Raw genomic sequence first — 13,397 nt, forward strand, 5'->3', positions numbered from 1 at the left:
CGTGGCTGGCTATTTGCTGAAGAACTGCGCTGCGGTCATCGTCGACGAGGGCAACGGCCCTCACGTCCGGCGCAATGTCGATGTCCTGACCGATGGCCCGGCGATACGGGCCATCGGCGAGGGCCTCGACAAGGCGGAACTGCCCGCCGGTACCGTCGCGCGCGACGCCGCCGGCTGGTTCGTCTATCCCGGCCTCGTGAACACCCATCACCACTTCTTCCAGTGCTTCGTCCGCAACCGCGCCGATCTGGACTGGACGAAGCTGTCGGTCATCGAATGGCTCGACCGCATCTATCCCGTTTTCTCGCGGCTGACCGAGGAATGCTTCTACCACGCATCGGTGACCGCGATGGCCGAGTTGATAAAGCACGGCTGCACGACGGCATTCGACCATCAGTATTGTTTTCCGCGGCATGCCGGCAAACGGCTGATCGACCGGCAGTTCGAGGCGGCCGAACTCCTCGGCATGCGCTTCCATGCCGGACGCGGCGGCAACACGCTGCCGAAATCGCAAGGCTCGACCATCCCCGACGCCATGCTGGAAACGACGGACGAGTTCATCGCCGACTGTGCCCGGCTGATCGACGCCTATCATGACGCCGGTCCTTTCAGCATGCGCCAGCTCGTCGTCGCGCCCTGCCAGCCGGTCAACTGCTATCGCGAGACCTTCGTGGAATCGGTGGCGCTGGCGCGCGACCGCGGGGTGCGCATGCATACCCATGTCGGCGAGGGCGAAAGCCCGGTCATCGAAGCCCGTCACGGCATGCGCACGGTGGACTATTGCGCCGAGATCGGCTTCTGCGGGCCGGATGCCTTCTATGCCCATTGCTGGGAACTGACCCACGACGAATTGCGCAAGATGGCCGCGAGCGGCACCGGCGTCGCGCACTGCCCGGAGCCGGTCTATCTCGTCGGCGCCGAGATAACCGACATTCCGGCGATGTCGGCCTTCGGGCTCGATGTGGGGCTGGGCTGCGACGGTGCCGCCTCGAACGACAATTCCAACCTGATGCACTGCATCCATTCCGCCTACATGCTGCAATGCCTGGCGGCATCGACACGCGGCCATCCGGTTCCGCCGCCGGCCGATTTTCTCGGCTATGCGACGACCGGGGGCGCGGCGCTGCTCGGGCGCCGCGACATCGGCAGGCTGGCGCCCGGCATGGCCGCCGACCTTTTCGCCATCGACACGCGGCGCATGGACTATGTCGGCACCAGGCACGATCCGCTGAGCCTGCTGGCCAAGGTCGGCATCGGCGCGCCCACCGACATGACCATGATCAACGGCCGCATCGTCTGGGCCAAGGGCGAAATTCCGGGGCTCGACGAGGCCCGGCTCTTCGCGCAAGCCGAGGCGGCGCTCGCGACAGTGGAATTCTAGCAACCAAAACAAGGGGAACCGACATGCTGACAAATCTTACCCGCAGAACATTGATGAAGGGCGCGGCCGCCACCGGGCTGGCCGCAACGCTCGGCGGCCGCGCGCTTGCAGCCGACGAACCTCTGGGCATCGTGCTGGTGGTCCCGTCGCCGGTCGGCGATGTCGGCTGGGGCCGGGCGCTTGCCGACGCGCTCGATCCGGTGAAGGCGGCCTATGGCGACAAGGTGAAGGTGACCATCATCGAGAACATACAGGAAGGACCCGACGCCGACCGGATCATGAACAAGGCGGTCGCCGACGGGAACAAGTTCCTGATCGCCGGCTCCTTCGGCTACCAGAACGGCGCCCTGCAGATCGCGCGCCGCAATCCGGACGTCACCGTTCTGCATGCCTCCGGTTTCCAGGTGGCGCCGAACTTCTCGCCCTTCGCGGCCCAATATTCCCAGGGCACCTACCTGATGGGCATGGCGGCAGCCGCGCTTTCGAAGACCGGCAAGCTCGGTTCGGTTTCCGCCTTCGCCATTCCCGAGCTGATCACTTCGATCAACGCGTTCACGCTCGGAGCGCAGGCGGTGAAGCCCGATGTCGAGGTTTCGGTCGTATGGGTGAACTCCTGGTTCGATCCTGCCAAGGAGCAGGAGGCAGCCAAGGCGCTGCTGGCGCAGAAATGCGACGTGATCTTCTCCAACGCGCAGGACACGCCCTCGGTCATCTCGGCCTGCGAGGAGGCCGGCGTCCCCGCCTTCAACCTCAACTCGTCGATGAAGAAATACGCGCCAAAAACCTATCTCGGCTGTGTTGCGACCGACTGGTCGCCCTTCTTCAAGGCCTCCGTCGACGCCCACATCGCCGGCAACTTCAAGGGCGCCAACGCTTTCCTGGGTGTCGGCGACAAGGTTGTCGAGGTCGTCGACTGGAACCCGGGCATCCCGGCCGACATGATGACCAGGATCAAGGAGGTCGAAGCCAAGATCGCGGCCGGCAGCTTCTCGCCCTTTGCCGGTCCGATCGCCAAGGCCGATGGCAGCGAGGGCGTCCCCGCCGGCAAGACGATGACCGAGGCCGAGATCGTGGCCATGGACTGGCACGTCAAGGGTGTCGCCACGCCGCTGCCCAAGTGACCATGACAGTCCCGCTCCTGTCGCTGCGCGGCATCTCCAAGAGCTACGGCCAGATCCATGCCAATCGAGACATCGATCTGGACGTGGCTCCGCGCTCGATCCACGCGATCCTTGGCGAAAACGGAGCGGGCAAGTCGACGCTGATGAAGCTGATCTACGGCGTCGAGCAGCCCGACGCCGGAACGGTGATCTGGAAAGGCGAACCCCTGGCCCTCGCTTCCCCCGCGGATGCGAGGCGCAAGGGGATCGGCATGGTCTTCCAGCATTTCTCCTTGTTCGAGACGCTGACGGTGGTGGAAAACATCCGCCTGGTCGTGCCCGCAAGCAAATCGGATCTGGCGCAACGCATACGTGCGCTCGGCCGCGACTTCGGACTTCAAGTCGATCCGCTCGCCCATGTGCACGCGCTCTCGGTCGGAGAACGGCAGCGGGTGGAGATCATCCGCTGCCTGATGACCGAACCCCAGCTTCTGATCCTCGACGAGCCGACCTCCGTCCTGCCGCCGCAATCGGTCGACAAGCTGTTCGAGACCTTGCGGCGGCTGCGCGACGGCGGCGTTTCCATCCTCTTCATCTCGCACAAGCTGGAGGAGATCCGCGCGGTCTGCGACCGTGCGACCATCCTGCGCGGCGGGCGCGTCACCGGCAATGTGGACCCGCGCGACCACGACGCGCACGACCTCGCCCGCATGATGATCGGCCGCGACATGCCGCAGCCCATGCCGGCGGTCGCGCATTTCGGCGGCGACAAGTGCCTCGAGATCGTCGGCCTCGACCATCGGCCGGACGATCCCTTCGCGGTGCCGCTTTCCGACGTCAGCCTGACGGTGCGGGCCGGCGAGATCCTCGGCATCGCGGGCATATCGGGCAACGGGCAGAGCGAACTCGCGGCGCTGATCTCGGGCGAGACGGTGCTGCCGCGCGAAAAGTCCGACCGTATCTTCATGATGGGAAAGGATGTCGGCGCGCTCGATGCGGCGGCCCGGCGCCGGCTGGGCTTGGCTTTCGTTCCGGAGGAACGGCTCGGCCGCGGCGCGGTGCCCGAAATGTCGCTTGTCCTCAACAGCCTTCTGACCGCCCATCCGTTCGGCCTGCTGAAGCGCGGCCTCGTCGACACGCTGCGGGCGAAGGCTTTCACCGACGACTGCATCCGCCAATACGACGTGCGCACGCCCGGTTCCGAAGCGGAGGCCGGCGCGCTCTCGGGCGGCAATCTGCAGAAGTTCATCGTCGGCCGCGAGATCATGCTGTCGCCGAAATTGCTGTTCGTGGCGCAGCCGACCTGGGGCGTGGATATCGGCGCGGCCGCCGCCATCCGCCGGCGCCTTGTCGCCCTGCGTAACGAAGGCGTGGGCATCCTCGTCATCTCGGAGGAACTGGAGGAGCTGTTCGAACTCTGCGATTCGATCCAGGTGATCCATCAGGGCCGGCTGAGCCCGCCGCTGGTGACGCGCGACACCAGACCCGAGGAGATCGGCCGCTACATGATCGGCGCCCATTCGACGGCCAGGAAAGTCCCTGCATGATCGCTTCCTCCAGGCCGTTCCTTCCCGTTCTGGTTCGCCGGGAGCATGCCTCGCTTACCGTCAAGCTGGTCGCCCCGCCCGTGGCGCTCGGCCTGGCGACGCTCCTCAATCTCGGGCTCTACGTGCTGATGGGCCGCGATCCCGTAGCCGTTTTCCACGCGATGCTTCTTGAACCCTTCCTGTCCTGGGCCTCGTTCTCGGAAGTCCTGCTCAAGACCGGGCCGCTCCTGCTCATCGCGCAGGGGCTTGCCATCGGCTTTCGCGCGAAGGTCTTCAACATCGGCGCCGAGGGCCAGTTCATCCTCGGCGCGATCTTCGCATCGGCTATCCCAATCTGGTTTCCAGCCGCGACGGGCCAGTGGATCTGGCCCTCCATGCTCGTCATCGGCGCGCTGGGCGGCGCGCTGTGGGCATCGCTCACCGCCTTCTGGCGCGTCAGGCTCAATGCAAACGAGATTCTGGTGTCGCTCATGCTGGCGCTCGTCGCCGCGCAATTGCTCAACTATCTGCTTCTCGGCCCCTGGAAGGATCCGGCCGGCTTCAACTTCCCGCAATCGGTGATGTTCCAGTATGACGCGATGGTGCCGATCCTGATCCCCGGCACCCGGGTCAACGTCTCGCTGCTTGTCGCCTTCGCATTCTCCCTCGCGGCCTGGGTCTTCATGCAGAGGAGTTTCGCTGGCTACAAGCTGCAGGTCGGCGGCCTCGCGCCGCACGCCGCCGGATACGCCGGCTTCAACGAAGGGCGCGCGATCTGGCTTTCGCTGCTCATCGGTGGTTTTGCTGCAGGCCTCGCCGGAGCGGCCGAGGTGGCCGGGCCGCTTGGTCAGTTGCAGCGCTCCATCTCTACCGGCTACGGCTACGCCGCCATCATCGTCGCCTATCTCGGTGGCCTTCACCCGGTCGGCATCGTCTTTTCCGCGCTGCTGATGGCGGCCCTCTATATCGGCGGCGATAATGCCATGGTCTCGGCAAATCTGCCGGTCGCAGCGGTCCGGGTCTTCCAGGGCAGCCTGCTGCTTGCCTATCTCGTCGCCATCGCCTTCGTCCGCTACCGGCTCGCCTGGCGCCATGCCGCCCACGGAAGCACCTCATGAACGCCGTTGAGTTCATAGTCGCCGGGATGCTGGCGGCAGCCACGCCGTTCCTTCTGGCGGCGCTCGGCGAACTGGTGGCCGAGCGGGCCGGCGTCCTCAATCTCGGCGTCGAGGGACTGATGGCCCTCGGTGCCGTGATTGCTTTCATCGTCGTCTATCAGGGCGGCGGGCATCTGCTCGGATTCCTCGCCGCCGGCCTTGCCAGCGCTGCGCTTTCCCTAGTCTTTGCCGTCATCGCGCTGGGATTCCGCGCCAACCAGGTCGCGGTCGGCCTCGCCATAGGCATACTCGGCCAGGGCCTCTCGGCGCTGTTCGGCAAGAGCTTCGAGAGCCTCACGGTCAGGGGGCTGCCGAAGCTGTCATTGCCCTGGCTGTCGGATATCCCGGTCGTCGGCGGCCTGTTCGCTCAGGACATTGTCGTGTGGCTTTCGCTTGCCGCGACCGTCGCCATCTGGGCGACGTTCGCCTACACCAAGACCGGTCTCGTCGTCCGCGCCGTCGGCGAGAACCCCAAGGCGGCGCATGCGCTCGGCTATCCGGTGATCGCCGTGCGCTTTGCCGCCGTCGCCTTCGGCGGCGTGCTGGCGGGTTTTGCCGGCGCCTACGCAGCCGTGGTCTACACGCCGCTGTGGGCCGATGGCATGATCGCCGGGCGCGGCTGGATTGCGATTGCGCTGGTCGTCTTCGGCACCTGGCTCACCAGCCGTATCTTTCTAGGCGCGTGTCTCTTCGGCGCCGTGTCCCTGGCAAGTCTGGCGGCGCAGGCGACCGGGCTGGGCGTTTCCTCGCAACTTCTGTCGAGCCTGCCCTATCTCGTGACAATCATCGTGCTTGGCATCATCTCGTCGAACCGGCGGCTGCTCAAGCTCAACGGCGTTGCTTCGCTGGGAGAGCCTTTCGAGCGCTAGCACCACGGATGCGCCGCAATGCGGCCAATGCCATCTGCCCCGGCGAAACGGCAACGCCGATGGTCGGGCGCCAGTTCGGGGCAGCCGGCCTGCCACGCCGCCGACAGCCCCCGCCAGACCCCTCATTGCGGCGGAAAGAAGCACCGCAACCAGGAGAGTCGACATCGCATGAGGATATCACTATATACCGGCGGCTTCGGCGACGCGCCTTGGGTATGGGGCGGTCGACGGCGTTGCGAATGTGCTGACACCTATTGTGATGCAAATCGGTCTGAAAACCGGAAAAGCAAAATAGAAACAATAGCATGATGCTGGGTATCCCAGCCGCCTCCACCATCATCCTCAACGATCAGAACGTGTCCCTTGACGCTTCCCTCCTCTCGCACGCTGTGGACCTCGGGCAAGATCAACTTGCCGGGAGATGCCGACTCGGCTGGAATGGGTGCATGCATCCTTTGCGGGGTGCCGACGTTTATGATTACCAACCGGCATAGCCGCTAGGGAAAAGCAGTATGAGTGAACATGCGATCGAATTCTTGCGGGGGTGGATTGGCGAGAAGGTCCATTGCCAGCACTCGCCGGTAAAGATCGACACGCAGGCCGAGACCCTCGCCAGGGAATGCGCGGCCAAGGCGGCCGAGGAGGGCATTCTTCTTGAGGACATCCAGGAAGAGGTCGGCGACATCAAGGAATTAATCGCATCGCGCCTCGAAGAGGCCGCCGAGGCCGAGCAAGAAACCCATCCGGACAAGCCGTCCGAGTGAGCTAGACCCGGGCGGGGCGCGCCTGTCCCAGGCAGCGACTACCCTTTCGGGAATTTGGCCTGAAGCCAGGCCTTCGGCAGCGCCGGCACGAAATTGCCGTCCCGCCCTGTCATGTCCTCATTGGCGACCAGCGCGTTGAGGATTGCTTCCTCCACCCCTTGCACCACCGCATCGAAAAACGGATCGATATCGACGTCCGGAACGAAATCGGCATGCGCGATCCGTCCTGACGGTCCGAGCGCAGCCTCCGGGTTGGCGGTCGAGAAGGCAAGAAAAATGTCGCCCGAGCTGTGGTAGCCGTAGCCGCCGGTCATGGTGATGCCGAGCGGCACACGCCTTGCCAGCCGCTTCATCTGATGCGGCAGGAACGGCGCGTCGGTGGCGACGACGGCGATGATCGAACCCTTTTCGGCGCGCGGCGTGCCTTCGCGGATCGCTGGTTCGGCGAGATCCGGCCCGACGCGCTGGCCGCGCAGGGTGAAATTGCGCCGCTTGCCGAAATTCGCCTGCACGAACACCCCGACGGTGTAGCGGCTGTCCTGCCATGCGACGATGCGCGATGCGGTGCCGGACCCGGCCTTGAAGCCGAAGGTGATCATGCCGGTGCCGCCGCCGACGCTGCCTTCCTCGATAGCGCCGATGGCAGCGCTGTCGAGCGCGCCGGCAACATCGTCGAAGCTGACATGATGGCCGTTGATATCGTTGAGGAAGCGGTCAAAGGTCTCCGCCGCCACCGGCAGGCCCCAGCCTGTGTCGAGCGCGGCCGGCAGCACCTTGTGCATCCAGCGCAGCGTGCCGTCGCGGGTGACGCCGCAGGAATGCGTGTTGGTGATGGTGACCGGGAAATTGAAGGCGCCGGTCTCCTCGATGATGTGCGTTCCCGTCAGTTCGCCGTTGCCGTTCTGGCTGAAGACGCCGGCAAAGACCGGCGTCGCGAGTTCAGCAATCGGCCTGGGCAGGATGGCGGTCACGCCGGTGCGCACCGGCCCCTTGCCGACGACCAGCGGCCCGTCGCCCGAGATCAGCGTCGTATAGCCCACCGAAACGCCCGGCACGTCGGTGATGGCATTGAACTCCCCGGCCGTGCCGTCGAAGCCGATGCCGAAAGCGCGGGCGCGCTGCTTTCGGGACGGCGTCAGGAGATGCGGATCATGTCCTGTCATGCCGCGCCTCAGAACAGCGAGCCTTGATTGCCCGGCTCCCTTGGCTTGGCTGGTTTGGCTGACGCCTTGGGCCGCGCGCCGCCGCCGGTGGCGACCACGTCGGCGCTGCCGTCGGCGAATTCCAGCGACAGCGCCGCCCCTGGTACCACGTCCGCCGCCAGCTTGATCACCGCGCCTTCGGCATCCTTGACCAGCGCGAAGCCGCGCGCCAGCACCGCCTTGTGCGACAGCGTCGACAAAAGCCGGTCGGCCTGGGTCAGGCTCGCGCGCAACCGGTCCAGCCGTCGCGCGATGGCATGGTCCTGGCGCCGCGTCAGCCCGGTCAGAGTGTCGCCTTGAGCCTTCTGACGCCTGACGATCGGCGCCGGCGACAGCCTTGCGGCGGTGCGTTTGAAGCGTGCCCGCCTCTCGCGCGCGATGGCAAAGAACGCCGCCTGTGCGCGGGCGAGATCGCGGCCGGTCAGCGTGCGCGCTTCGTTGATGCGGCGCGAGAGTGTGGCGGGCGTCAGCCGCTGCCGCTCCAGCCTTGCGCGCTTGCGCTCGATGCTCACCGTCAGGGCCCGGCCGAGCCGGCTCGTCGCCTCGTCGAAGCGGCGGCGTGGCAGGGCCAACAACTGCTCGGGCGAGGGCAGCGCCCGCGCCGCCGCGCGCACCGCCTGGCGCTTGCGTTCGAGATTGCGCGAGGCGCAAGCTCTGAGCCGTGCTGCGAGGCTTGCCAGCGTCGCTTCGAGGTCGGCCCTGACCGGCACGGCGATCTCGGCCGCGCCGGTCGGCGTCGGCGCCCGCATGTCGGCCGCGAAGTCGATCAGCGTCCAGTCCGTCTCGTGGCCGACGGCGGAGATGACCGGAATGCGCGAGGCGGCGACCGCGCGCGCCAGGCTCTCGTCGTTGAAGCCCCAGAGATCCTCGAGGCTGCCGCCGCCGCGCGCCACGATCAGCACGTCGGGATGAGGGATGGCGCCATCCCGGGCGAGCGCGTTGAAGCCGTTGACCGCGGCGGTCACTTCCGCGCCCGCCGTCTCGCCCTGCACCCTGACCGGCCAGACCAGGACGTGCAGCGGGAAGCGGTCCTTGATGCGGTGGATGATGTCGCGGATCACCGAGCCGGTCGGCGAGGTGACGACGCCGATGACGCCGGGCATGAACGGCAGCCGCCGCTTGCGGCCGGCATCGAACAGGCCCTCGGCCTGCAGCCGGCGCTTGCGTTCCTCGAGCAGTGCCATCAGCGCGCCGGCACCGGCCGGTTCCAGATTGTCGATGACGATCTGGTAGTTGGACTTGCCGGGATAGGTCGTCAGCCTGCCGGTGGCGATCACCTCCATCCCTTCCTCGGGGCGGAATTTCAGCCGGCTCATCGTGGTCTTCCACACCACGGCATCGAGCCGCGCGCGGTCGTCCTTCAATGCGAAATAGGCGTGGCCGGACGAATGCGGGCCGCGGTAGCCGGAAATCTCGCCGCGCACCCGCACATTGCCGAACGCGTCCTCGACCGTGCGCTTCAGCGCGCCGGAGATCTCGCTAACCGTGTATTCGGTGGCATTGCTGCGTGATTCGGATGCCGTATCGCTCATCGGCCGATTGAGGGGTGGTTGCCCGTCCGCGTCAAGGCGGCGCTCAATCCGCGCTAATATTATAACGCGATCTTAAGCCCGATTTGCTTTGACTTGTCGGCAACGCAGCTGGCCAGGAACGCATGAGCGCACGCGCAAGCAACAGCCCATTGACGCATCAGGTCACGCTGACCGTGCTGATGCTCGCCGCCTTCGCGCTGGCCATGGTCGTCGGGTTCGGCTTCTACGCCACTGCCCAGGCCGATCATGTCTCGCTCGAGCGGCAAAAGATATTCTTTGCCAATGGCTTGAAGGATCAGATCGCGGCGGTGGAGCGCGAGCAGGAGAGCGTGACCGTCTGGGATGATTCCATCATCAATGTGAAGGCGGGAAACCAGGCCTGGATAGAGGAGAACCTCAGCGTCTGGATGTACTCCTATTACGGCCACAACCGGGTCTATGTGCTGGATGCCGCAAACCGTCCGGTTCACGCCATGCGGGAAGGCAAGGTGCTCGATCCGTCCGTCTATGGCGAGGACGCGCCCGCATTGCTGCCCACCATCGAAAGTCTGCGCGCCAAGATGGCCGAGCCGCCGAGCGAGGACGCTTCGGCCGCGCCGGCGAAGATGGTCGGCGAGGACCTGGTGGCGCTCGGCGGCAAGCCGGCCATTCTCAGCATCATGCCGCTCGTCCCCAGCACGAACCGGCTCACCCAGGCACCGGGCAGCGAATACCTCCACATCTCGGTCGAGTTCATCAGCGACAAGGTGATCGGCAAGATCGCCGAAAAATATCTGCTGGACGGCGCGCATCTGCTGCCGCTGTCGCAGCCGACCGGCTCGGCGGCCATTCCGCTGCTCGATTCACGCGGTGTCATCCTCGGCTATATCGGCTGGGACCAGGAACGGCCCGGCCTGACGCTGGTGCGCAAGGCGGCCCCGGCCTTGGTAATCGGCCTGCTGCTCGCGGCGAGCGTGCTCGCCTTCCTGCTGCGCCGCCTGCGCCGCGCATCGTCGGCGCTGCAGACCAGCCAGGACGAGGCGCAATACCTCGCTTTCCACGACACGCTCACGGGTCTGCCCAACCGCGCCCTGTTCGAGGATCGGCTCCGGCGGGCCCTGCTCAGGACCACCCACGACACGGCCGGTCACGATATGGGGAAAGTGGCGCTGCTCTACCTCGATCTCGACCGCTTCAAGCATATCAATGACACGCTCGGCCATCCGGCTGGCGACGAACTGGTGCGCCAGACGGCGGCCAGGCTCCAGCATACCGTTCGTGAAGTCGATACCGTGGCGCGCCTGGGCGGCGACGAATTCGCGCTGATCCTCATCGACATCCGCGATATCCGCGCCGCGGAGGATATTGCCGAGCGGCTGCTGCAGAAGCTGCAGGAGCCGTTCAAGCTGATCGACGATCAGGTCTTCATCAGCGCCAGCATCGGCATCGCGCTGTCGGTCGGCGCCGAGATCGATGCCGACGATCTGCTGCGCAAGGCCGACATCGCGCTTTACGAGGCCAAGAAGAATGGCCGCGGCCGGCACCAGGTCTTCGCCGGCGACATGGACGACCTTCTCTTGCGCAAGCGCAAGGTCGAGACCGAGCTTCGCAAGGCCCTCGATGGCGGTACCGGCATCGGGCTCGCCTACCAGCCGGTGTTCGCGGCAAACGGCAAGACGATCCTCGGCGCGGAGGCGCTGATCCGCTGGGGGCATGAGGTGCACGGCGCCTTGCCGGCGGCGCAGTTCATCGCCATTGCCGAGGAGCGCGGCATGATCGGCCAGCTCGGCGCATGGGTGCTGCAGGAAGCCTGCCGCTTCGCCGTGCGCACCGAATTGCCGTGGCTCGCCGTCAATGTGTCGCCGCTGCAGTTGCGTGACGCCGGCTTTGCCGAACAGGTTGCATCGATCCTCGCCGATACCGGCCTGGCGCCGCAGCGCCTGCAGCTCGAGATCACCGAGAGCGTGCTTCTGGAAAACAGCGATGCCTCGCGGGCGGCTCTGACGGCCTTGCGCGAGTCCGGTGTCGGCATCGTGCTCGACGATTTCGGCACCGGCTATTCGTCGCTGAGTTATCTGCGCCGCCACGCCATCGACAAGCTCAAGATCGACCGCTCCTTTGTGCGGCTGCTCGACGGCGAGGCCAATGCGGCGGCGATCGTCAAGGCGCTGATCGACCTCGCCGTCGCGCTCGGCGTCGACGTCACCGCCGAGGGCGTCGAGACCGAGGCACAGAAGATCCTGCTGGTCGCCATGGGCTGCCGGCAGTTCCAGGGCTATTTCCTGTCGCCACCGCTCGAACCGGCCCAGTTGCTCGGCCTTTCCGGCCTGGCTAAGCCGCACGACGTCGTGCCGGCGGCTGCGCGCGCCTAGGAAAGACCCTACCAGCCCGGCATGATCTGGTTCGGCTTGGTCCGCTTCATCTTGGTGAAGGCGAGCGCGGCGAAATCGAAGCTTCCCGTCTCTTCGCCGAGCGGCACCGATATGTTGTCGAGGCTTTCGCAGATGTGGCGGGCAAGCGCGTCGACGATCTCCGGCTGCGAGGTCTGGCCGCGCATGATGCCGATGCGGCAGTCGGGCAGGGTGCCGAAGCCGTCTGCCTCGCCGAGCACGCGCATGCCGGGCCGCAGCGCGCATTCGGGCAGCACCGAGATCGCGAGGCCGGAAAGCACCGCGGCGGTGATGACGGTCGCTGAGAAGCTCGAGAACAGGATGCGGTACTCGCGGTTCTGCCGGTCGAGCACGTCGACGGCGGCGCGGCGCCAGATGCAGTTCGGCCGGCCGAAGGCCATCGGCAGGATTTCCTGCTCATGCGTTGCATGGTTGGCCGAGGTCACCCACAAAAGCGGCTCGCGCCGCACCACTTCCGACTGGCCGCGCGTGTCGTTGTGCGTCACCAGGGCCAGGTCGAGATTGCCGCGCTTGATGTGTTCGACCAGCCCCGGCGTCGGCTCGCAGATGACGGTCAGCTCGACCCGCGGATTGGAGCGCGTGAAGCGCGCCATGATCTCGGGCAGGAAGCGGTCGGCGTAGTCGTCCGGCGTGCCGATGCGGATCGTGCCTTCCAGCCGCTTGTCGTCGAAGGCGGCCAGCGTCTCCCGGTTGAGGAAGATCAGCCGCCTTGCATAGGAAAGCAGCCTGTCGCCTTCCTCGGTCAGCTTGTTGGTGCGGCCGTCCTTTTCGAACAGCGGCTTGCCGATCCGCTCCTCCAGCCGGCGCATCTGCATCGACACCGCCGACTGCGTCCGGTGCACCTCTTCCGCCGCGCGGGTGAAGCTGCCGGTATCGGCGATCGAGATGAAGGTCTGCAACTGATCGAGATCGAGCGGCGCTTTCATCGGTCCAATCCATCATTGATGTTGATGCTAAAGATTAGAAACATTCGTTGGATTAATCAATCGCACGGTGGCACATTCTCCAACATCCACATGAAGGCATGTGAATCGAGACCGGAACGGCGCTCCTCCCAGCGACGTTTGCCCGGCTTCGTCTGCTCGACTCTGAAGGAGGACTGACATGACCACGTTTGATTTCGCCACCGAGACCTCGCGCATCACCACGCGTCCGGCCGTTGCGACGCGCGTGCTCAATGCCGTCGCCGATGCCTACCGAGCCTGGAAAAACCGCCGCGAATTCTATCGCCTCGGCGAGATGTCGGACGCCGAGCTCGCCGACATCGGCCTGACACGCGCCGACCTCCACGTCGCCGTTGCCGTGCCCTTTGGCCGTGATCCGACCGTGAAGCTGCGCGCGATCGCCAGCGATCGGGTCGACACGATCGAGGATCTCGCCCGCAAGGTGGCTTGATCCAGCCGGCTGGCGCATTCGGTCGCCCTGAACCTTTTCAAGGGGCGCGGCGACCAAGGTTCATGCAGGCTCCCCACTCCC

11 protein-coding genes are annotated in these 13,397 nt (G+C 65.9%); 8 read left to right on the forward strand and 3 right to left on the reverse strand.

Annotated features, from left to right (window positions below; genetic code table 11):
* The first annotated feature begins 1 nt into the window (after window position 1).
* The 6 genes from EN857_RS21050 to EN857_RS21075 all read left to right on the forward strand — a co-directional run bounded on the left by EN857_RS21050 (window position 2) and on the right by EN857_RS21075 (window position 6,797).
* Window positions 2–1,381: an amidohydrolase gene (locus tag EN857_RS21050; protein ID WP_135859212.1), complete on the forward strand. Its 1,380-nt coding sequence runs from the start codon at window positions 2–4 to the stop codon at window positions 1,379–1,381.
* 26 nt (window positions 1,382–1,407) lie between these two features.
* A complete protein-coding gene (locus EN857_RS21055; protein WP_189521661.1) occupies window positions 1,408–2,502 on the forward strand; it encodes a BMP family ABC transporter substrate-binding protein in 1,095 nt (364 codons plus the stop codon).
* Between the two features lie 2 nt (window positions 2,503–2,504).
* Window positions 2,505–4,028: an ABC transporter ATP-binding protein gene (locus EN857_RS21060; protein WP_135859217.1), complete on the forward strand. Its 1,524-nt coding sequence runs from the start codon at window positions 2,505–2,507 to the stop codon at window positions 4,026–4,028.
* Window positions 4,025–5,125, forward strand: coding sequence for an ABC transporter permease (locus EN857_RS21065; RefSeq protein ID WP_135859220.1), 1,101 nt, complete (start codon window positions 4,025–4,027; stop codon window positions 5,123–5,125). Before EN857_RS21060 ends, EN857_RS21065 begins: the two co-directional genes overlap by 4 nt.
* Window positions 5,122–6,033 carry an ABC transporter permease gene (locus EN857_RS21070; RefSeq protein ID WP_135859224.1) on the forward strand — a complete coding sequence of 304 codons (912 nt, stop codon included), beginning with the start codon at window positions 5,122–5,124 and terminating at the stop codon, window positions 6,031–6,033. Before EN857_RS21065 ends, EN857_RS21070 begins: the two co-directional genes overlap by 4 nt.
* Before the next feature lie 512 nt (window positions 6,034–6,545).
* Window positions 6,546–6,797: a DUF768 domain-containing protein gene (locus EN857_RS21075; protein ID WP_127286754.1), complete on the forward strand. Its 252-nt coding sequence runs from the start codon at window positions 6,546–6,548 to the stop codon at window positions 6,795–6,797.
* Between the two features lie 38 nt (window positions 6,798–6,835).
* Here the strand turns inward: EN857_RS21075 and EN857_RS21080 are convergent, their stop codons facing one another.
* Entirely contained in the window at window positions 6,836–7,960 is a 1,125-nt protein-coding gene (locus tag EN857_RS21080; RefSeq protein ID WP_135859227.1) for a P1 family peptidase, read from the reverse strand.
* A gap of 8 nt (window positions 7,961–7,968) precedes the next feature.
* Window positions 7,969–9,531 carry an exodeoxyribonuclease VII large subunit gene (gene xseA, locus EN857_RS21085; RefSeq protein ID WP_135859230.1) on the reverse strand — a complete coding sequence of 521 codons (1,563 nt, stop codon included), beginning with the start codon at window positions 9,529–9,531 and terminating at the stop codon, window positions 7,969–7,971.
* Between the two features lie 122 nt (window positions 9,532–9,653).
* Between xseA and EN857_RS21090 the strand changes: the two genes are divergently transcribed.
* The gene (locus tag EN857_RS21090; protein ID WP_135859233.1) at window positions 9,654–11,882 is read left to right on the forward strand and encodes an EAL domain-containing protein; all 2,229 of its coding nucleotides are present in this window, start codon (window positions 9,654–9,656) and stop codon (window positions 11,880–11,882) included.
* A gap of 8 nt (window positions 11,883–11,890) precedes the next feature.
* Here the strand turns inward: EN857_RS21090 and EN857_RS21095 are convergent, their stop codons facing one another.
* Complete coding sequence (locus EN857_RS21095) at window positions 11,891–12,847, reverse strand: LysR substrate-binding domain-containing protein (protein ID WP_127283821.1); 957 nt, start codon at window positions 12,845–12,847, stop codon at window positions 11,891–11,893.
* Window positions 12,848–13,025: 178 nt separating this feature from the next.
* Here EN857_RS21095 and EN857_RS21100 point away from each other — a divergent pair, with 178 nt between their 5' ends.
* On the forward strand, window positions 13,026–13,316 hold the full coding sequence (locus EN857_RS21100) for a DUF1127 domain-containing protein (RefSeq protein ID WP_127393045.1): 291 nt from the start codon (window positions 13,026–13,028) through the stop codon (window positions 13,314–13,316).
* Window positions 13,317–13,397: the final 81 nt, after the last annotated feature.

This window comes from Mesorhizobium sp. M4B.F.Ca.ET.214.01.1.1 (assembly GCF_004791545.1).
GTDB classification, from domain to species: Bacteria; Pseudomonadota; Alphaproteobacteria; order Rhizobiales; family Rhizobiaceae; genus Mesorhizobium; species Mesorhizobium abyssinicae.

Bases quoted from the DNA above. Each gene is read 5' to 3' on its own strand.
- EN857_RS21075 (WP_127286754.1), top strand. From the start codon at position 6,546: ATGAGTGAACATGCGATCGAATTCTTGCGGGGGTGGATTGGCGAGAAG.
- EN857_RS21065 (WP_135859220.1), top strand. From the start codon at position 4,025: ATGATCGCTTCCTCCAGGCCGTTCCTTCCCGTTCTGGTTCGCCGGGAG.
- EN857_RS21070 (WP_135859224.1), top strand. From the start codon at position 5,122: ATGAACGCCGTTGAGTTCATAGTCGCCGGGATGCTGGCGGCAGCCACG.
- EN857_RS21080 (WP_135859227.1), bottom strand. From the start codon at position 7,960: ATGACAGGACATGATCCGCATCTCCTGACGCCGTCCCGAAAGCAGCGC.
- EN857_RS21095 (WP_127283821.1), bottom strand. From the start codon at position 12,847: ATGAAAGCGCCGCTCGATCTCGATCAGTTGCAGACCTTCATCTCGATC.
- EN857_RS21090 (WP_135859233.1), top strand. From the start codon at position 9,654: ATGAGCGCACGCGCAAGCAACAGCCCATTGACGCATCAGGTCACGCTG.
- xseA (WP_135859230.1), bottom strand. From the start codon at position 9,531: ATGAGCGATACGGCATCCGAATCACGCAGCAATGCCACCGAATACACG.
- EN857_RS21100 (WP_127393045.1), top strand. From the start codon at position 13,026: ATGACCACGTTTGATTTCGCCACCGAGACCTCGCGCATCACCACGCGT.
- EN857_RS21060 (WP_135859217.1), top strand. From the start codon at position 2,505: ATGACAGTCCCGCTCCTGTCGCTGCGCGGCATCTCCAAGAGCTACGGC.